Genomic DNA, 17,215 nt, shown 5'->3' with positions numbered 1-17,215 from the left:
TTTCGCACAGTTTAGGGCAAGCCGCGGATTTCGGCGGTGCCCTCGGCCACCACCTGCGCCCGGATGGTGCGGCCGCTGCCAGGGTTATGGATGCGGATCTCGCCGCCCAGCGGCCCGTCCTCCAGCGCCTTGCCCTGCATCTCCAGCGACATGCCGCCGGCCTTCCAGAAGACGCGCACCGGCTCGCTGGCATGCACCAGCGCCTGCTCACCGATGGCGCGTTGCGGAATGGCGGTGCCGGCGCGGATGCGGCGCTTCACCTCCTGCCCCACGATGTCCTGGCTGCTTTCGATGAAGACGGGGCTGTCCCGGCGCGGCTCCGCCGGGTCGATATCCTGCGGCCGCAGCAGGTCGCCCGGCTGCAGGTCGCGCGTGGCGTGCCAGACCTCACGGGAATCCGCCGGCGGGATGTGGCAGAGCGAGGCCACTAGCAGCGCGGCACCAATCGGCAATGTGCGCATGGCGTGTCTCCGTTACCGGACGTTGTTGGCGGTCTGCATCATCTGGTCGCTGGCCTCGATGACCTTGGAATTCATCTCATAGGCCCGCTGCGCCTGGATCAGCTGCGTGATCTCCTGCACCACATTGACGTTGGAGGCTTCCAGGTAGCTCTGCCGCACCTTGCCATAGCCTTCATCGGAAGGCAGGCCGCGGTTGGGCTGGCCGGAGGCCTCGGTTTCCAGGAACTTGTTGCCGCCCGTGGCTTCCAGCCCCGCCTCATTGGCGAAGAGATAGAGCGCGACGCGGCCGGCATTCTGCTGCCGGCCATTGGCCTCGGTGACGATCACCTCGCCGGCCTGGTTGATCGTGACGTCCTTGGCATCCTGCGGCACGTTGATCGCGGGCTCCAGCGGATAGCCCTCGGTGGTGACGATCTGCCCCTCGGGCGAGAGCTTGAAGGAACCGTCGCGGGTATAGGCCACGGTGCCATCCGGCAGGGTGATGCCGAAATAGCCACGCCCTTCCAGCGCCAGGTCGTACTTGTTGCCGGTCTCGGTCAGCGAGCCCTGGATGGTGATGCGGTTCACGGCCGAGGACCGCGTGCCGAGGCCGATCTGCGTCCCCACCGGCAGCACCGTGCCCGCCTCGGAGGAGGAGGAGCCGACACGCTCGGAGGACTGGTAGATCAGGTCCTGGAACTCCGCCTTGCGGCGGGAGAAGGCGGTGGTGGAGACATTGGCGATGTTGTTGGCAATGACTTCGACATTGCTCTGCTGGGCCTGCATGCCGGTGGCCGCGATGCTCATGGCGCGCATGGTGGTTTCTCCTTCCTGATGCTCAGTTCGGGCGCCCCAGCGCCTCGATCATCTTGCGGATTCGGCTGTCGTCATCAGCGACGATGCGCTGCACGTTGTCATAGGCCCGCTGCAGCGCGGTGAGGTTGGCGATCTCGGCGATGGGCTGCACGGAGGAGGATTCGAGCGCCCCCTGCACCAGCCGCACCTCGCGCGACCCCGGCTCCACCGGGCGCAGACCCGCCGGCGGGATTTCCAGCAGCCCGTCTCCGCCCTTGCGGATGCCGCGCGGGTCGCCGGGCTGGAACAGGCCGAGCCGCCCGACCTGTTCCGAGCGCCCATCGGTGGTGGCCAGCACGGTGCCATCGGCGCGGATCTCGGCGGCGGAAAAGCGCTCCGGCATCAGCAGATGGCCACCGCCCTCATCCAGCACCGGGCGTCCGGCGGTATCCACCAGGGTATTGTCGGGCGCCACGCGCAGCCTGCCGTCGCGGGTATAGCCGCGCCCGGCATTGCCCGGCCGCTCCACCGCCAGAAAGGCATTGCCGTCGATGGCCACATCCAGCGGGTTGCCCGTGGCGGCGATGGCGCCAGCGCGCGTGTCCACATAGGTGGCGCGGTCCTGCACGAAGGCGACCTCGCGCCCCGGCACATCCAGCCTGCTGACATGCGACTGGAACAGCGTGCGGTCGCCGCGATAGGCGGTGGTGCTGGCATTGGCGACATTGTTGGCCACCACGTCCAGTTGCTGGCGAAGCGCCATCTGGCCGGACAGGCCAACGATGCTGGGGCCTTCCATCTCAGATCCCCTTGTTCTGGGCGGCTGGGTTCTGGGCGGCTGGCGGCAGCAGCGCCTCGATCTGCCGGCTGCGCTCGATGGCCTCGCGCACGCCGGTGATGCCGGTGCCCGGCGGCCGTGCGGAGGCATTGAGGCGCAGCATGGCGGCGCTGGCGCCCTCAGCCGCCAGCAATTCCGCCGGTACCTCGGCACGGCCTTGTGCCAGGGTGGCGGCGCTGGCGAGCCGGGCGGTGGCATCGGCCCGTGCGGCGGCGGGCAGCGAGGGCTCGCGCAACAGCGCGCCATAAGCGGTGCCGGCGGCGCGCCAGGCGCGGGCCTGGAACAACAGCTCCGCCCGGCGGGACAGGTCCGCCACCTCGCGCAGCCCATCGAGCTGCGCCGCCGCGTCCTCCAGCCGGTCCAGCCGGGCCAGGGCGCTGGCGGCGACACGGCGGGTGGCGTCTTCCACCGGCAGGCTGGCCAGCAATGCCAGGGCACGGCGCGGGTCGCCCTGCGCCGCCTCCGCCTCGGCACTCGCCAGCAGCAAGGTGGCCTGCGGCGCACGGGCGGTGGCCGGGGTGATCTGCTGGCCGAGGTCGCGCGCCGCCTCCGCCAGCCCCTGCCGCAGCAGCAGCCGCATGGCGGCCAGGCGGATATCGTCGCCGCGCTCGCCCGGGGTGGCATAGCCTTCGTATTGCCAGAACAGCCCCAGGCGCTCATCCGGCGGCGGCAGCGGCGGACCATCAGGCGCGGGATCGGCCAGCAGGCGGCGCAGCGCCGTGGCGGCCAGGCGGGCGCCACGGCTTTCCACGCCGGGCCGGGCCGAGGCCTGACTGGCACCATCGGCCACCGCCAGGGCAGTGCCCAGGGCACCCTGCTCCAGCAGCCGGCTGGCATAGGCGATGGCCGCTTCCTCACCCAGCGCGTCGTGGCGGTAGGTGCGCAGCAGTTCATGGATCTGCGCCTCCGCCCGCCGGCCCTCGGCGCCGGGGCGGCCCAGGTTCAGCGCCGCCATCCGGGCCCGGGCAAAGATCTCCGGCAGGCTGCGGCCACCGCCGCGCAGGGCCTGTTCCAGATACTGCTGCTCATCCGCCCGGTTGCCTTCCTGGCGGGCGAGGCGGGCATATTGCCAGTTGCGCGCCGCCGCCTGTTCCGGCGTCAGGCCCGTGGCGGCTCGCACGGCACCCAGGAGGACGCGCAGGGTGGCCGGGTCGTTTTCCACCGCATCCGCCAGGCGCTGCACGAAGCTCAGCCGCAGGTCCTGTGGAATGCCGCGCAAGGCGGCGCGGGCGCGGGGGGCCAGCTGGGCCAGGGCGGCGGCATCGCTGGAAACGGCCGCCGCCAGGGCACGCCACAGTGGCAGGTCTTCCCGCGCACAGTCTCCGGCTTCCGCCAGCAGGGGCGAGGCGGGGGAGATCGGGCGGCCCAGCAGCAGCCGCGCCACGTCGCGCACCCGCTCCAGCCGCTCCTTCAGGGCACCGACGGGCCATTCGGCCGAGGCCGCCTCCAGCACCGACAATGCTTCGCGCGAAAGCTGGTGCCCGGCATAGAATTCGGCCAGGGCCGCGACCTCGGCCGCTCCCTGGTCGGAGCGGGCCAGGGCGGCGCGCAGAACCGGCAGGCGATCGGCAAAGGATTCCTCTCCACGCCAGCCGGACAGCGAGAAGGGCGCGGCGCAGGTCGGAAGGGCCACGGCCACCACGGGAGCGGGTGCAGTGGCCACTGGGATGGGGGCAGGCGAAGGCGCCGCCACGGCTTCAGGCGGGGCAGGCGTGGCGGGCAGCGTATCGGCCGAGCGCAGGCCATTCAGCACCGCCAGCTTTGCGATCACCGCCTCCCGCAGCCCGGCAAGATCGCTAGCGGGAGGAGGCGGGGCAGGGGGCTGCGGCGCCAGGGCCTGGGCAGCCGGGGCCGGCGACGGCATCGGCGCGGGCGGAGTGGCGCTGGATGGAATGGGAGCGGCCTGCTCCATGCCGCCGGTGCGCGCGGCGCGGAGCATGGCCTGGGCTTGATCCGGCTTCATCAGGCCCAGCCGCACCGCGTCATCGAGCAGCTTGCGCTGCGCCGCTTCCAGCTTGGCCGGCGCGGCGCGCAGATCGATGTACAGCATGCCGCCGAAGGCACCGGCCTCGGCCTGATCGGCATTGCCGCGCAGCAGCAGCAGCGTGTCGGCACCATCCGGCCGCGGCTCAATGGCTGCCAGCTCGGCCAGGCGGCGGATATCGGACAGGTCGAACTGATACCGGCCGCGCAGCCGCAACTCAAAGCCTCCTTCTGCTTTTCGCATGGAGTGGACCGGCACCTGGCCCAGATGCAGGACCACGCGGCCATGGCCGGCATGCTGGCCGGTGCGCACGCGCACGGCGGCGGTCTCCACGGCGGCCGGGGCAGGCTGGGCGAGGGCGGCTGGTGCCAGGAGCGATACCTGGGTCAGCAGCGTGGTGGCCAGCAGGAGGGGGCGGCGCACCGGCTTACTCCCCGCCGCCTTCGGCGTCTGTCTTGACGCGGCCGGCATCGCGCAACTGCTCTTCCATCTGGTCGAAGCTGGGCTGCAGCTTGGTCGGCACCGATTGCCGCCCGACCTCGACGCAGATCTGTGGCGAAAGGTTCTGCAGATAGCTGGTGATCACCGCGCGGGCGACATCCAGCATCCGCCGCTCCTCCTCGAAAATGCCCTTCAGGCGCGCAGCCATGGGCCCGACCAGGCCATAGGACAGGAAGACACCCAGAAAGGTCCCGACCAGCGCGGAGCCGATCATATGGCCCAGAACCTCGGGACTTTCCGAGATGGCGCCCAGTGCCTTGATGATGCCAAGCACGGCGGCGACGATGCCCAGCGCCGGGAAGGCATCCGCCACCGTCTGCAGCACCTTGGCAGGCTTGATCTCCTCCGCCGCGCGCTTCTCGATGGTGGCTTCCATCATCTCGCCGACCAGATGCGGGTCCTTGTTGTTCAGGGTGATGGTGCGCATGGTGTCGCAGACCAGCCCGGCCACGGCGGGGTCGCGGGCGATGCGCGGGTAGCGTGAGAAAATCGGGGAATTTTCCGGCTTCTCGATATGCTTCTCCAGCTTCGCGGCGCCTTCCTTCTGGTGCGTCCGCAGCAGCAGGTAGAGCAGGCTGAGCAGGTCGCTGTAATCGACCCGCTTCCAGCGCGAACCCTGAAAAACCTTCGCGAGTGACTTGAGCACCTTGGCGACACCGGCGCCGTCATTGGCGATGAACATGGTCATCACGCCGGAGCCGCCGATGATCAGCAGTTCCGGCCCGAGCGCGCCCAGGATCACGGCGAGATGGCCGCCGGCGATGAGATAGCCGCCAAAGATTGCGACGAAGACTCCGATTATTCCGGCGATCTGGATCATCGATGCGGTGGCCTTGCCTGTGACGCTGCGGGTGGCGCGGACGCCCGGCGCGCAGGCTCCGGGTGCCGTCGGCTTTGCTCTTATCATTTCGCATCGCGGCGTGCTACAAAAATTTTTCGCATAAGCATGGAGGTTCCGCATGCCCAGCCCCGTTGTCCCGCTGGATCGCCTGACCCGCGCAGCCGCCTCGGCCACCGATGGCCAGAGTCCCTCGGAGACACTCGGCCGCTTCGCCGTGCCGCGTTCGGTCGGCCGCGCGCTCCGCAATGCCGCGGAAAGCACTGGCGTCGGCTTCGAGGTGCTGGCCGCCAAGGCGGCGATCGAGAGCGGCTTCCAGCCTGCGGCGCAGGCGCCCAGTTCCTCGGCACGCGGCCTCTTCCAGTTCATCGACCAGACCTGGCTGGATGCGGTGCGGCAGCACGGCGCCGCGCATGGGCTGGCGCAGGAGGCCGCCGCCATCACTCGCAGTGCCTCCGGCCACCTGACGGTGGCCGAGCCCGCCGAGCGCGCCCGCATCCTGGCGTTGCGCGACAACCCCGAGATCTCGGCGCGCCTCGGCGCCGAACACTTGAAGGACATCTCCGACGCGCTGGCCCCGGTGCTGGGCCGCAAGCCGGATGTGGGGGAATTATACCTGGGCCATTTCCTGGGCACCGGGGGCGCCACCAAGCTGCTGCGCGCGGTGGCCGCTGAGCCTGGCCGCGCCGCCTCGGACCTGCTGCCGGAGGCTGCGCGTGCCAACACAACGCTGTTTCGCGGCGGCGATGGCGCGCCGTTCTCCGCCCAGCAGTTCCTGGAGAATATTCGTGGCAAGGTCGGGCAGGTTTATGCCCAACTCGGTTTGCAGGCGCCGGTGGGGCCGGTTGAATTCGCCGCCGTCACCACCGAGGCCCGGCCGGGCGAGGCCATTGCCAGCGCCGAACCCTTCTGGTGGGGCAGCGGCGCGCCGGCCAGGGTGGCCCATGCGCCGGAGCGGATGATGGCGTCCGCCCTGGTGGAAGTGTTCAACCGCATGGGGCGGGGACAGGCGGCGCAGGAGAGTGGCACCGCATCAGCCGAGGGCAACCGGCTGCCCGGTTCCTTGCTGGAGGCCCTGCGGGAGGAGGCAGTGCCCACCCCCGCTGGAACAGCGCGCCGCGCCTATGGCGGCGCCAGCGCCTGAGCCGTCAGGCCCGCGCGGCGGCCAAGCCGCCGCGCCGCTGCTTTTCCAGCCGCACATCGCCGCCATGGTGCAGGCCGGCGGCATAGCATTGCCGCACCGCCGCCAGCATCAGGCGGGAATGTTGCCAGGGCAGGGGCGCGCCGGGCATGATCTCGCGCTGGATGGTATCGACCACCGCCAGCCCGCCATCCAGTTCTTCCAGGGCGAAGTCGCGGCGAAGGCCGGCCAGCCCGTCACGGCGGCCCAGGGCGGCCGCCTTGATCATGGCGGCCTCGCCATGCGCCGGCCAGGGCATAGCGATGTCAGAAGCGGGGAGGGGCTGGGGGCGCATGGCGGGGGCCTTTCTGCGGGTGCGGTGGCTATTCCTCGCAGCAAGGCCTCGCACAGTCAATTATTTTTCGCATAAAGGTTTGAGCAGTGTGGAACGTAGCAATTTATTTCACCACATCCGGCAGGATGCAGGATGGAAATCCCTCCGCACAGCTACGTCATGCAGCAACAACGGCTTCGGCCTTTTGACCTTGGTCGCCTCGATCGGCTTAGCCGGCACCGGTGCCCCGATGGGCGGCTTGCCGAACCTGTCTCTGTCATTCGACCGGCTGACGCTGGTCTCCTGCCATTGCATGGTGTGCCGCTGTTGCTGCGTCACCGGCAGGAAAGCCGCGCGGCTAAGCGGCTGGGCCATCTGCGCTTAAGCGCGGCGCTGCCAGAAGCCTTTAGCGGGACGTCGAAGGCGGTTGGCCTTCCATGCCGCAGGCCCCCAGGATGCTGGGAGGCTCAGCGTAATGGCTGGCGGGTGGTAGTTGCGGCTGGACAGCGCGAAGCCCCGGCACCAGTGGCCGGCGCCGCCACGCTGGACGCGCTGCTGCGGCTAGGATGCAGGCGGTTGCCACGCATGGCGAAGCCGGAACTTCTGAACCGCGACTTCCGCTTCCCACTGCCGGACGCAGGCGAGATCACCATGCTGGCGGAAGGCGGCTATGCCTTGTGCGAGGGAGACGGCTGCCGTGCCATTCTGCCGAGACGGCTGAAGGGCTGATCCGCCGTGGCAGCGCGGTACCCACCGCGCCCTTCTGATCTGCACCGAGGCCCGGCGGCCGCAAGGGCCGCCAGGCCTCGCTCAGCGCCTCGCCTCGGCGGTCCGGAAGGGATCGCGCCGGCCGGCGATCTCCTGTGTCACCGCCAGGGCGGAGAGCGGCTCCATATTGGCCAGGATCGGCCCGGCCTGCCGTTCCGGAATCTTCAGCAGGATGGTGGCGGCGCGTGGCGGCTCCAGCTTGTCCAGCACCTTCGCTGCCTGTTGCGGCCGCATATTGACGTAGAGCGCCACCAGCGCGTCGATATCGGCCTCGGCGGCCGAGCCTTCCCGCACCACCAGCCGTTCCACCTCCTCCCGCAACCGGGTCAGTTCGGCGATCTGGCCGCGCGCCAGCCCCTCAGCGGCCTGCAACCGGGCTTCGCGCAGTTCCAGCGCGCGCTCGCGGCGCTCCACCTCGGCCTGACGGCGGCCAACCTCCAGCAGAAGGCGGCCTTCACCCGGGCGGTCCTCGCCCAGCGGGCTGGGCCGGGCCGGGCCCGCCAGGGTTTCCGAGATCCGGGGCACCACCACCACGCCATCGCGCAGGGTCACCGGATGCAGCGGCGGGACAGAGGAGAGCGCCGGCGGCCGCAGGGGGCCGGCCTGGGCTGGCCAGAATTCGGCCAGCCCCTCCAGCCGACCGGGCACCAGGGCCAGCAGGCCGAGGGCCATCAGCGGCAGGCCGAGGCGCGGCCCGAACAGCCGGCCGCGCCAGGAAGGGTAAGATGCCGGGATGGTCATGCTTGCGGTCTCCTCAGGCTCAATCGAGCGTCAGGCGGAAGATCCGCCGCTCGGCCAGGGCCGGCGGCGGCACCAGCAGCATTTCGCTGGCCAGCAGGCGCTCGATGGTGGCTTCGGCCAGTTCTTCGTCGGGCTCCGGCAGCAGCGGCACGGACAGCAGCGGGGAAGGGGCGGCCAGCAGGGGTGCGGCGGGCCCGGTCTCCAGCACCGGCGCCGGCGTGCCGCGGCCAGCCAGCCGCTCCGCCAGGCCCAGGGGCTCCGCTAGCTCGCGCGGCGGGGCGGCGGCGCGGGCAGCCTGCAGCTTGCGGTTTTGCCGCAGCGCCTGGTCCAGCCGCGCCGCCACTTCCTCAGCCTGGCGGGAGGCGGCGGTCAATTCCTGCGCCACGCGGCGACAAGCCTGGATCTTGCCATCCACCTCGCCGATGCCGTCCTTGACCTTCTGCACGATGCCACCGGCCGAATGGTCCAGGCGCCGGGAGGCGGCATCCAGTTGCGCGATCACGTCTCCGGCCGAATCCAGCGCCACGCGCAGCCGCCCCATGCGGCGGTAGAGCAGGACGATCCAGCCCGACTGCGCGGCCAGCACCGCCAGCGCCGCGGCATCGAGGATCTGGGCGTAATTCATGGGCATTCTCCTCAACCCTCCAGCGCGGACGCATCGCCCGGCCAGGCTGTTTCGATCACGCATTCCTCCACCCGCAGCACCACGCGGTCGTCCCGCGCCGCCATGCGGGCGCGGCAGACCAGCAGGCCCTGGCAGAAGACATCGAGGCTGTCCTCCGGCCGCCGGTCCAGTGTCACCACCGCGCCGGGCTGCCAGCGCGCCACCTCGGAGAAAGGCATCACCCGGCTCTCGATCACCGCTGTCAGGTCGGCGCTGGCGCGCGGCAGTTCCTCGGCCAGGTGGGAACGCCAGATGGTGTCGCCGCCGGTCTTCTTGCCGAGCACTTCCTGGCTCAGCAGGTCGCGCACCGGCTCGATGGAGGCATAGGGCAGCAGGAAGTCGATATGCCCGCCGCGCCCCTCCATGGTGATCTCGGCGCGGAAGGTCAGGGCGGCGGCGGTGGGCTTGGTGATCAGCGCATAGCCGGGCGTGATCTCGAAGCGCTCCAGCCGGAAGGTGGCGGGGGAGACGGCCTCGAAGGCGCGGCTCATGTCCTGCGTCAGCAGGCCCACGAATTTTTCCACGAAGGCGCGCTCGATCGGCGTGTAGGGGCGGCCCTCGATCGGCTGCACCGCGTTGCGCCGCCCGCCCAGCAGGATATCGACAATGGATCCGATCAGCTGCGAATCGAGGGCGGCGAGGCAATAGCCGTCCCATTCCTCGATGCGGATGATGCCGATCATCGCCGGCAGGGTGATGGTGTCGAGGAAGGCGCCGACGCGCACCGGGCGCATGCGGTCGATCACCGCATCGGCATTGTCGGCGGTGAACTTGCGGATGCTGGTGGTGAGCAGCCGGGCGAGCCGGTCCACCACGATATCCAGCATCGGCAGCTTCTCGTAGCGCACCGCGCCGCCGACCAGGGCTTCCAGCCCACTTTTCGGCGGCTCCGGCTCGCTCACCACATCGCCGCCGAAGAGGTCGTCGATATCGCCCTGGCCCATGGCGACGCCGGCGGCGCCCCAATCGGCCATGGCATCGGCCATCGGGTCCTGGGAGGGGGTATCCTCGGTTCCGCTCATGACCTCAGGCAACCACAAAGCCGGTGATCAGCACGTCGCGCACCCGGCCTTCGCCCAGCAGCAGGTCGAGCCGGCGGTGCAGGTCGCCACGCAGCCGGTCCATGGCCAGGGCGCCTTCCAGCTCACCGTCCCGCAGCGTGCGCAGATAGAGCACGAGGCTGTCATAGACGCGCGGGTTCATCAGCTCCGGTGGCGGCTGGCTCGGATCGGCCGCCACTTCCATCGCCAGCTTCAGGCGGAGCTGGCGCGGCCGGCCGGCATTGGGCAGGGTCAGCGTCATCTCCGGCAGCTCTACGAAGACGGGGCGCGCATTCGCAGGGCTGGCGGCGGCCAGGGCCTGTTCCGCCGGGGCCACCTCGCCAACTATAATTTTTCGCATAGACTCGGACGCGCCGGGGACGAAAACCCAGGCTGCCCCCGCGCCCCCGCCCAGCAGCAACAAAGCCGCCGCGCCGAACAGCAGCAGGCGGCCGCCTTTCTTCCCTGATTTTTTCGCAGAACCATCGGTGGTCGTGGCCGACATGGCGGGGATCTCCCGGCTAGAGCGATTTTTCGCGCGACAAGAGCAACGGCGGCAGATATAACCCGATGCGCTTTCGCATTCCACGCCAAAAAGCATCCGGCCCGCAGGCAATGCGGTCCGCCAGGACCGGCGGGTGGAATGCGAAAGACGGATGGCCAGAACGGGACAGACAGGTTTTCGATGCAGCAAGTCAGCACGCTCCGACCCGGTTTCGACCTTGCTGCCCTGGGGCCCGCGCTGGCCCGGCTAGGGCCGGCGAAGCTGGGCGCCATGGGCGTGGTGGCGGCCGCCGCCATTCTGGCGGTGGTCCTGGTCGCACGCTCGCCCCAGGCCACCAACGGCCTGCTGTATGCGGGACTGGAGCCTTCCGAGGCCGGACGGATCGTCGCGCGGCTGGAAGAAATGAAGGTGCCGGTGGAAGCCCGTGGCGATGGCACGGTGATGGTGCCGGCCGAGCAGGTGGCGCGGCTGCGGATGCAGCTGGCCAGCGAAGGCCTGCCGCGCCAGACCGGCGCCGGCTACGAGCTGCTGGACCAGGCCAACCCGATGCAGATGACCTCCTTCATGCAGCGCATCCAGCGGGTGCGGGCGCTGGAGGGGGAACTGGCGCGCACCATCATCACCATGCAGGGCGTGCGCACCGCGCGCGTGCATATCGTGTTGCCTGAGCGGGAGAGTTTTTCGCGGGACGCGCCGCAGCCAACCGCCTCGGTCACCGTGACCACGTCCGGCGGCCAGCGGCTGGGCAGTTCCCAGGCCGCCGCCATCCGGCTGCTGGTGGCCGGCGCCGTGCCACGGCTGCGGCAGGAGGATGTCTCGGTGGTCGATCCCTCCGGCATCGTGCTGGCGGCCGATGGCGGCGCCGGCGCGGTGGCCGGGCGGATCGGCGAGTTGCGGCAGGCGCAGGAGCACACGCTACAGAAATCGGTGCTGGACCTGCTGGAACCGCTGGTCGGGCGCGGCAAGGTGCGCGCGGTGGCCTCGGTGGAGATCGAGGGTGCCCGCACCGTCGCACGGGCGGAAACCTTCGACCCGATGGGGCAGGTGGAACGTGGCCGCCAGATCCAGACCGAGGCCGAGAGCAGCGAGGACGGGCGCGGGCAGCAGCCGGTGACGGTGGGGCAGAACCTGCCGAACCAGCAGACCGGCGGCGGCGCCAATCGCAGCGCCACCAATGCCCAGCGCAACAACGAGACCGTCAATTACGAGATCTCCTCCAAGATCGAGGAGACCACACGGGAGCCGGGCGCGGTGAAGCGCGTCAGCATCGCCGTCGTGGTGGATGGCGTGGCCGCGCCGGATGGCAGCGTGCAGCCCCGCCCGAAGGAGGAGCTGGAGCGCCTCGCGGCGCTGGTCCGCTCCGCCGTCGGCTTCGACGAGAAGCGCGGCGACCGCGTCACCGTCGATACGCTGCGCTTCATCCCTGATGAGGGCGCCGGCAGCCTGGCCTCCGCCGATGACCAGGGCGGGCTGCGCCTGAGCACGACGCAGATGACCCTTGCCGCCCTGCTGCTGCTGGGCAGCCTGGGCACCACCCTCTTCCTGCTGCGCCGCCGCCGCACCCGCCTGCGCCGCCTGGCCGAGGAACTGGCCGCCGCCGAGGCTGCTGCTGCTGCCGAGGCCGCCATGGCGCTGGACCCGATGGAGGAGGCCATCGCCACCGTGGGCCAGGACATCCAGATCCGCATCTCCTCCCTGAATGCCTTGAACGAATTGATCGACACCCGGCCCGAGGAAGCCCTGGCGGTGGTGCGGGCCTGGATCGAGGAAGGGGCCCCGGCATGATCACCAGGTCCCGTCCCTATCTGCCGCCCTCGCTCGGTATCCTGCTGGCCGGGGAAGACGGCTCCACCGCCGCCCGGCTGCAGGAGGAGGAGCGGATGCGCGCCACGGCCTTCGAGGCCGGCCGCCGCCGCGGGCTGGAGGAAGGCCTGGCGCAGGGCCGTGCCGAAGGGGCCGCCGAGGCCCGCGAGGCGGCGGCGGGGGCGCTGGAGGCGGAGGTTGCACAACGCACCAGCCAGGGCGCCCACCGTGCCGCGCAGGTGCTGGAGCAGTTGCTGGCCGCCCGGGCGGCAGACCGCCGCGCCATGGATGCCGATGCCAGGGCCGCGCTGGTCGCCGCGCTGGAAGCCGTGCTGCCCAGCCTCCTCGCCCGCGCCGCCGGCGCCGAGGTGGCCGCGATGCTGGCGGAGGCCCTCACCGAGCGCGGCGAGGACGTGATCCTGCTGACCGCGCATCCCGATACCCTGGCCGCCATCCAGGCGGAGGGCTTTCCCCCGCCGCAGGAGGCGCCCGCGCGCCTGCGGCTGCTGCCCGAACCCACCATGCCGCCTGGCAGCGCCGAGGCATCCTGGGTCTCCGGTGGCCTGATCCATCGCCCGGATGCCATGGCAGCCCGGGCCCTCGCTATCCTCGGCGCGCCGTGCGCGTCTTCCGATCCTTCGCAGGAGATTGAGCCATGACCACGGAACTTCCCGCCGGGGCCGAGAACCCGTTCCTCTCCGACCGCAAGCCGCGCATCATGGACATTCCCGTCAATGTGCAGGTGGTGCTGGGCAACAAGCGCCTGCCGATGGCGGCCTTGTTCAACCTCAGCCGCGGCTCCGTCATCGAATTTGACAAGAAGGTGGGAGAGCCGGTGGACCTGCTGGCCAATGAGCGGCTGATCGCGCGTGGCGAGATCCAGATCACCGATGACGGCCGGCTGTCGATCTCGATCACCGAGATTGTCTCATCCGCCGCCTGATCCGCAACCCCATCCGATCCCCGCAGGCAGAATGCCGCATTTCCGCCTCCTGACGCTCGCCGTGGGCCTGCTGCTGCTGACAGCCGCCCCGGCGCTGGCGCAAAGCGTCTCGCTGAGTCTCGGCCCACAGGGCGCCAATGCGGTGGCTAGTGGCGGGCAGAGCCTGACCACGAATGTGGTGGGCCTGATCGTCATCACCACGCTGCTGGCCATCGCGCCCGGCATCCTGGTGGTGGCCACGGCCTTCACCCGCATCGTGGTCGTGCTTTCCATGCTGCGCACTGCGCTGGGGCTGCAGCAGTCGCCGCCCAACACCGTCATTGTCTCCCTCTCACTCTTTCTCGCCGCCTTTGTCATGGCGCCTGTATTGGAGCGAAGCTGGAACGACGCCGGGCGGCCGCTGATCGAAGGCAGCATCACCGAAGAACAGGCCGCCGAACGCGCCATCCGCCCCTTCCGCGACTTCATGGAAGCGAATGTGCGGGAGCGGGAGCTGGCGCTCTTCATCGACATCGCCAAGTGGCAGCCGGCCTTGGGCACGATCGTCGGCCCACTGTCTCGCGAAAAACGGACCGAAGTGCCGCTGCATATCCTTGCCGCCGCCTTCCTGGTCTCGGAACTGACAAAGGCCTTCCAGATCGGCTTCCTGTTGTTCCTGCCTTTCCTGGCCATCGACATGGCGGTCAGCTCGGTGCTGATGGGCATGGGCATGATGATGCTGCCACCCTCGGTGATCAGCCTGCCCTTCAAGCTGATCTTCTTTGTGCTGATCGATGGCTGGGCACTGGTGGCCGGCGCGCTGGTGCGGGGCTTCTCGACGTGAGCGGTACCCTGCTGCGCATCCGCCGCAAGCGCCGCCTGGCCGCCGCCCTGCGCTGGGCCGTGACACAGCAGCCCGCGGTTCCCGCCGGGGCGCTGGCACCGCTGGCGGAGCGGCTGGAGGCCATCGCGGCACAGCAGCAGCTCGCCATCCCCGCCGGTGCCGACCTGCCGGAGCGGCTGGCGCGCATCGCACCCGGCGGTGCCGCGCCGCCCGAAGTGGTGGCCATGCTGGCAGCCCTTCTTCTTCCCCTCCTCACCCCGCCCGCCCGGAGCACCGAACCATGAGAGCCCCCGAAGCGCGCCGCGCCCTGCGCCCCGTGGAAGCCAGTGCCGGCAAGCTCGATCCGCTGGCCGATGTCGCCGTGCTGTTCATGACACTGGACGAGGACCGTATCCAGTCCCTGTTCGGCCGCCTGGAAGAACAGGAAATCCGCCGCGTCTCCCGCGCCATGGCCAATCTGGGCAAGGTGGATATCGACACGGTGGAGCGCGTCATCATGCGCTTCCGTGCCGAGGTCGGCCGCACCGGCACGGTGATCGGCACCGCCGAGACCACCGAGCGGCTGCTGAAGCGCCTGCTGCCCAATGAGAAGGTCAGCGAGATCATGGACGAGATCCGTGGTCCCGAGGGCAAGACCATGTGGGAGAAGCTGGCGAATATCTCCCCGGAAGTCCTGGCCACCTATCTGCGCACCGAACTGGCGCAGACGGCGGCGGTGATCCTGGCAAAGCTGCCGGCGATGCATGCGGCGCGGGTGCTGGCCCTGCTGCCCGAAGCCTCGGTGGACGAGATCGTGCTGCGCATGGTGCGGATGGACAGCATCCAGAAGGGCGTGCTGCAGGATATCGAGCAGACGCTTCAGAAGGAATTCATCACCAATCTCAGCCGCTCCTACGAGCGCGACAGCTCGCAGATCGTGGCCGAGATCATGAACCGCGCCGACAAGGGGCTGGTCGAGCACCTGATGAAGCATATCGAGGCGCGCGAGCCGCATGCGGCCAGCCGCATCAAGCGCATCATGTTCACCTTCGACGACCTGATCCGCGTCGACCGCACCACCTTCGCGACTCTGGTGGCGGAATGCCCGGCCGACAAGCTGCAGGTGGCGCTGACCGCCGCCAGCGCGGAACTGCGCGAGCTCTTCCTCTCCAGCATGTCCGAGCGCGCCGCCACCATGATGCGCGACGAGATCGAGAACATGCCCGCGCAGCGCCGCAAGTCCATCGAGGAAGCGCAGACCGACATCATCACCATCGCCAAGCGCTTGGCGGACGAGGGCCGCATCTTCATCCTCGATGAGGATGAGGTCGGCAGCGCCGAGTAACCATGGCCGCCGGCGCCAATCCCATCGACCCGCTCTCCCGCCCCGGCACGCCGGGGCGGGAGGCCGAGGCCGGCTATGCCGCCACGGCGCGCGTGGTCGGCATCGTGCCGCCGCGCGGCAGCCGGGAGGAGGAACCGCCGCCCGAGCTCGACCCACCGCCGGCGCCGGCGGGGCTGGATGCGCTGATGCCGGGGGCCGAGGCCGGTCTGGTCTTGCCGCTGGTGCTGGCGGCGCTGCGACCGGAACTGCGCCTCTGGCTGGGCGAGGCGCGGCTGGCCCGCGCCGCCCGCCTCATGCAGCTGCCTGAGAAGGCCTTGCTGGGCCTGCTGGGCAGCGCGCCGTTGCCACCGGCCTCACTGGGCGATGCCTCGCTCTGGGCCGGGCAGCGGCTGCCTTTGCAGGCCGGCGGCACTACCGGCTGGGTGGAGTTGTTCTGGCGCCCGGACCGTTCGCGCGGCGGCCCCTCACAGGCCGGGCGCCATGCGGAACGCGGTGCCTTCGCCATACGCCTGGCGTTGCCTGGCAGCGGGCGGATCGAGCTGCGTGGGCGGCTGGAAGGCCGCCGGCTGGATGCGGTGATGGAAACCGCGCATCCGCTGCCGCGCAGCACGGCGGCCGATGTGGCCGAGGCTTTCGACGCCGTGCTGCACCGCCTGGCGCTGGGCGGCAGCCTGACGGTGAGGCACACGGAACAGGATCGCCGCACTTGAATGCGAAAAATCTTGGAGATAAGGTGATGGCCGAGCAGAAACCGGATCACCCCGCCGCATGAGCGCCGATCACGACAAGCGCCCGATCATCGTCAAGAAGCACCACGCGCCGCATGACGATGACCATGGCGGCCAGTGGAAGATCGCCTATGCCGATTTCGTCACGGCGATGATGGCCTTCTTTCTGGTGATGTGGCTGCTGTCCTCGACCACGGAAGCGCAGAAGGACGGCATTGCGCAGTTCTTCAATGCTTCCTCGATTGTCAGCCTGCCCGCCGGCAACGGCGTGCTGAATGGCGGCCCCTCCGTCATGACGGCGGGCGACTCCCGCAGCGACCCGCTGACGCCGACGAGTGACGGCGGCCTGCGGCCGGACAGCGATGGCGGCGAGACTGCGAATAACGGCGAATCGGCCAAGGCCGCCGCCGCCCGCCAGGATGGCGGGGTTCGCGACCCGATCGACCGTCAGCGCCTGGAAGCGATGAAGGCCGAGATCGAGCGGCAGCTGGGCCCGGATGGCGGCGCGCTGCACGACTTCGCGCAGAACCTGCGCATCGAGATGACCTCTGAGGGCCTGCGGCTGCAGATCTTCGACCGCGACGGCGCCCCGATGTTCGCCCCGGGCGCCATCGAGCCGACGCCGCGCCTGGCTCGCATCCTGGAGGTGCTGGGCGGCGTGCTGGCCACCGTGCCCAATGCAGTGGTGCTGGCGGGCCATACCGATGGCCAGTCCTTCTCGCGCGGCGCCTATGGCAACTGGGAACTCTCCGCCGACCGCGCCAACAGCGCCCGGCGGATGCTGGAACGCCAGGGCGTGCAGCCCGCGCGGATGCATCGCGTGGAAGGCAAGGCCTCGGTGGAGCCCTTGTTGCCCGAGGCGCCGGCCGACCCGCGCAACCGCCGCATCGCCATCACGGTGATGCGGGCCGACCTCGCCGCGCAGAGCGCGCGGCTTGCGCCGGAACCGCGGCGATGACGCCGCGCCACCACCCGGCCGTCCGGCAGAAGCCGACGCCGGTCCCGCCCAGAACGAGCCGGGCCAGC

Annotated in this window: 21 protein-coding genes; 10 read left to right on the top strand and 11 right to left on the bottom strand. The window is 70.2% G+C overall.

Annotated elements, in window-relative coordinates; all coding sequences use genetic code 11:
- Positions 1-11: 11 nt before the first annotated feature.
- From flgA to motA, 5 genes are read right to left on the bottom strand one after another with little or no spacing between them, the layout of a single operon-like run.
- Entirely contained in the window at positions 12-461 is a 450-nt protein-coding gene (gene flgA / locus EBE87_RS16910; protein WP_120640339.1) for a flagellar basal body P-ring formation chaperone FlgA, read from the bottom strand.
- A 12-nt stretch (positions 462-473) separates the two neighbouring features.
- Positions 474-1,256, bottom strand: coding sequence for a flagellar basal-body rod protein FlgG (flgG, locus tag EBE87_RS16905; protein WP_120640340.1), 783 nt, complete (start codon positions 1,254-1,256; stop codon positions 474-476).
- Positions 1,257-1,278: 22 nt separating this feature from the next.
- The gene (locus tag EBE87_RS16900; protein ID WP_120640341.1) at positions 1,279-2,034 is read right to left on the bottom strand and encodes a flagellar hook basal-body protein; all 756 of its coding nucleotides are present in this window, start codon (positions 2,032-2,034) and stop codon (positions 1,279-1,281) included.
- Between the two features lies 1 nt (position 2,035).
- The gene (locus EBE87_RS16895) at positions 2,036-4,480 is read right to left on the bottom strand and encodes a hypothetical protein (protein ID WP_120640342.1); all 2,445 of its coding nucleotides are present in this window, start codon (positions 4,478-4,480) and stop codon (positions 2,036-2,038) included.
- A 4-nt stretch (positions 4,481-4,484) separates the two neighbouring features.
- On the bottom strand, positions 4,485-5,378 hold the full coding sequence (motA, locus tag EBE87_RS16890; protein WP_120640343.1) for a flagellar motor stator protein MotA: 894 nt from the start codon (positions 5,376-5,378) through the stop codon (positions 4,485-4,487).
- Between the two features lie 139 nt (positions 5,379-5,517).
- Between motA and EBE87_RS16885 the strand changes: the two genes are divergently transcribed.
- A complete protein-coding gene (locus EBE87_RS16885) occupies positions 5,518-6,540 on the top strand; it encodes a transglycosylase SLT domain-containing protein (RefSeq protein ID WP_120640344.1) in 1,023 nt (340 codons plus the stop codon).
- A 4-nt stretch (positions 6,541-6,544) separates the two neighbouring features.
- Here the strand turns inward: EBE87_RS16885 and EBE87_RS16880 are convergent, their stop codons facing one another.
- Positions 6,545-6,871: a hypothetical protein gene (locus tag EBE87_RS16880; protein ID WP_147426183.1), complete on the bottom strand. Its 327-nt coding sequence runs from the start codon at positions 6,869-6,871 to the stop codon at positions 6,545-6,547.
- 108 nt (positions 6,872-6,979) lie between these two features.
- The gene (locus tag EBE87_RS16875; protein ID WP_120640346.1) at positions 6,980-7,225 is read right to left on the bottom strand and encodes a hypothetical protein; all 246 of its coding nucleotides are present in this window, start codon (positions 7,223-7,225) and stop codon (positions 6,980-6,982) included.
- Positions 7,226-7,435: 210 nt separating this feature from the next.
- Between EBE87_RS16875 and EBE87_RS29020 the strand changes: the two genes are divergently transcribed.
- The gene (locus EBE87_RS29020) at positions 7,436-7,579 is read left to right on the top strand and encodes a hypothetical protein (protein ID WP_158601018.1); all 144 of its coding nucleotides are present in this window, start codon (positions 7,436-7,438) and stop codon (positions 7,577-7,579) included.
- An 81-nt stretch (positions 7,580-7,660) separates the two neighbouring features.
- Here the strand turns inward: EBE87_RS29020 and EBE87_RS16870 are convergent, their stop codons facing one another.
- From EBE87_RS16870 to EBE87_RS16855, 4 genes are read right to left on the bottom strand one after another with little or no spacing between them, the layout of a single operon-like run.
- Complete coding sequence (locus tag EBE87_RS16870; RefSeq protein WP_120640347.1) at positions 7,661-8,359, bottom strand: MotE family protein; 699 nt, start codon at positions 8,357-8,359, stop codon at positions 7,661-7,663.
- Between the two features lie 19 nt (positions 8,360-8,378).
- Positions 8,379-8,984: a hypothetical protein gene (locus tag EBE87_RS16865; protein ID WP_122140079.1), complete on the bottom strand. Its 606-nt coding sequence runs from the start codon at positions 8,982-8,984 to the stop codon at positions 8,379-8,381.
- Between the two features lie 11 nt (positions 8,985-8,995).
- Positions 8,996-10,045, bottom strand: a complete 1,050-nt coding sequence (locus EBE87_RS16860; protein WP_233553450.1) for a FliM/FliN family flagellar motor switch protein — start codon at positions 10,043-10,045, stop codon at positions 8,996-8,998.
- A 4-nt stretch (positions 10,046-10,049) separates the two neighbouring features.
- The gene (locus EBE87_RS16855; RefSeq protein ID WP_120640730.1) at positions 10,050-10,568 is read right to left on the bottom strand and encodes a flagellar basal body-associated FliL family protein; all 519 of its coding nucleotides are present in this window, start codon (positions 10,566-10,568) and stop codon (positions 10,050-10,052) included.
- 180 nt (positions 10,569-10,748) lie between these two features.
- Here EBE87_RS16855 and fliF point away from each other — a divergent pair, with 180 nt between their 5' ends.
- From fliF to EBE87_RS16815, 8 genes are read left to right on the top strand one after another with little or no spacing between them, the layout of a single operon-like run.
- The gene (fliF, locus tag EBE87_RS16850; protein WP_158601045.1) at positions 10,749-12,353 is read left to right on the top strand and encodes a flagellar basal-body MS-ring/collar protein FliF; all 1,605 of its coding nucleotides are present in this window, start codon (positions 10,749-10,751) and stop codon (positions 12,351-12,353) included.
- Entirely contained in the window at positions 12,350-13,030 is a 681-nt protein-coding gene (locus EBE87_RS16845; protein WP_120640732.1) for a hypothetical protein, read from the top strand. The genes fliF and EBE87_RS16845 overlap by 4 nt, the downstream gene beginning before the upstream one ends.
- Complete coding sequence (locus EBE87_RS16840; protein ID WP_120640733.1) at positions 13,027-13,314, top strand: FliM/FliN family flagellar motor switch protein; 288 nt, start codon at positions 13,027-13,029, stop codon at positions 13,312-13,314. The genes EBE87_RS16845 and EBE87_RS16840 overlap by 4 nt, the downstream gene beginning before the upstream one ends.
- Before the next feature lie 31 nt (positions 13,315-13,345).
- Positions 13,346-14,137, top strand: a complete 792-nt coding sequence (gene fliP, locus EBE87_RS16835; RefSeq protein WP_233553451.1) for a flagellar type III secretion system pore protein FliP — start codon at positions 13,346-13,348, stop codon at positions 14,135-14,137.
- Positions 14,134-14,421: a hypothetical protein gene (locus EBE87_RS16830; RefSeq protein ID WP_120640734.1), complete on the top strand. Its 288-nt coding sequence runs from the start codon at positions 14,134-14,136 to the stop codon at positions 14,419-14,421. Before fliP ends, EBE87_RS16830 begins: the two co-directional genes overlap by 4 nt.
- Complete coding sequence (locus EBE87_RS16825; RefSeq protein WP_120640735.1) at positions 14,418-15,461, top strand: flagellar motor switch protein FliG; 1,044 nt, start codon at positions 14,418-14,420, stop codon at positions 15,459-15,461. The genes EBE87_RS16830 and EBE87_RS16825 overlap by 4 nt, the downstream gene beginning before the upstream one ends.
- A 2-nt stretch (positions 15,462-15,463) precedes the next feature.
- Positions 15,464-16,171, top strand: a complete 708-nt coding sequence (locus EBE87_RS16820; RefSeq protein ID WP_122140078.1) for a hypothetical protein — start codon at positions 15,464-15,466, stop codon at positions 16,169-16,171.
- Between the two features lie 58 nt (positions 16,172-16,229).
- Positions 16,230-17,147 carry a flagellar motor protein MotB gene (locus EBE87_RS16815; protein ID WP_120638815.1) on the top strand — a complete coding sequence of 306 codons (918 nt, stop codon included), beginning with the start codon at positions 16,230-16,232 and terminating at the stop codon, positions 17,145-17,147.
- The last annotated feature ends 68 nt before the right edge of the window (positions 17,148-17,215 follow it).

The organism is Teichococcus wenyumeiae (genome assembly GCF_003696345.1).
In the GTDB taxonomy this organism is placed as follows: domain Bacteria; phylum Pseudomonadota; class Alphaproteobacteria; order Acetobacterales; family Acetobacteraceae; genus Pseudoroseomonas; species Pseudoroseomonas wenyumeiae.
The sequence above is the reverse complement of the archived record's forward strand: the minus strand, read 5'-3'. Positions and strand labels throughout refer to the sequence as shown.